The organism is Galactobacter caseinivorans, from assembly GCF_003640665.1.
In the GTDB taxonomy this organism is placed as follows: domain Bacteria; phylum Actinomycetota; class Actinomycetes; order Actinomycetales; family Micrococcaceae; genus Galactobacter; species Galactobacter caseinivorans.
Window position 1 is genome coordinate 1 of record NZ_QQXL01000015.1, and the last position, 732, is coordinate 732.

1 pseudogene is annotated in these 732 nt (G+C 62.2%); it reads right to left on the reverse strand.

What is annotated here, in order from left to right:
- Window positions 1–333: pseudogene (locus tag DWQ67_RS14165) on the reverse strand (hypothetical protein); the annotation flags it as partial.
- Between the last annotated feature and the right edge of the window lie 399 nt (window positions 334–732).

Here is a 732-nt window from a genome sequence, read left to right on the forward strand (position 1 = left end):
GTTGGGGGTGCAGCCGGGGGCGGTGTTGTTTTTGTTGCAGGGTTCTGCGACGCGGTAGTGCTTGGTGCGCCAGACGTCGATGTTTAGGGGTGTGGAGGTGGTGTTGGCGGTGCCGGGGATGGGTTGGTAGGGGCCGTTGTTGACGGAGAATTGGCCGGTGTAGGTGGTGGTGAGGGTGGCGGTGAAGATTCCGGTTGTGGTGTAGATGTGGCTGGTTTCGGTTTGGATGTCGAAGCCGTTGCCGTTGCCGGCGACGGGGGCGCCGGGGGTTTTGGTGGTGAGTTTGGTGCCGTCGCCGTAGGTGAAGGTGTAGGAGATGGGGGTGGCTTTCACGGTGACTGGTTGGCCTAGGACGATGGTGTCCAGGTGTTGTGTGCCGCCGTCGGCGTAGAGGTTGGTGTGTGCGCCTTTGAGGGTGAAGCCGCCTAGTTGGGATTTGAGGGTGGAGGCGGGGATGGTCAGGGATTGGAAGTCTTCGGTGCTGATCGTGGGTGGGGGTGGTGCGGGTGTGCCGGCGCCTTGGGTGCCTGGGCCGGTGTTTTTGCGGAGGCCGACGCAGTCGACTGGTTTGCTGCCGTCCCCGCCCAGGCCGATGGCGAAGACTTTGTTTTTGTCTTCTTCCTTGCAGATGGCGTTTCCGACGAGCCCGCAGACGTTGCTGACCGCTTTGCTGATGCGGGAGTTGGGGAGGGAGTTGTTGCAGACGGTGGTGGTGTCCCAGATGAACTTGGG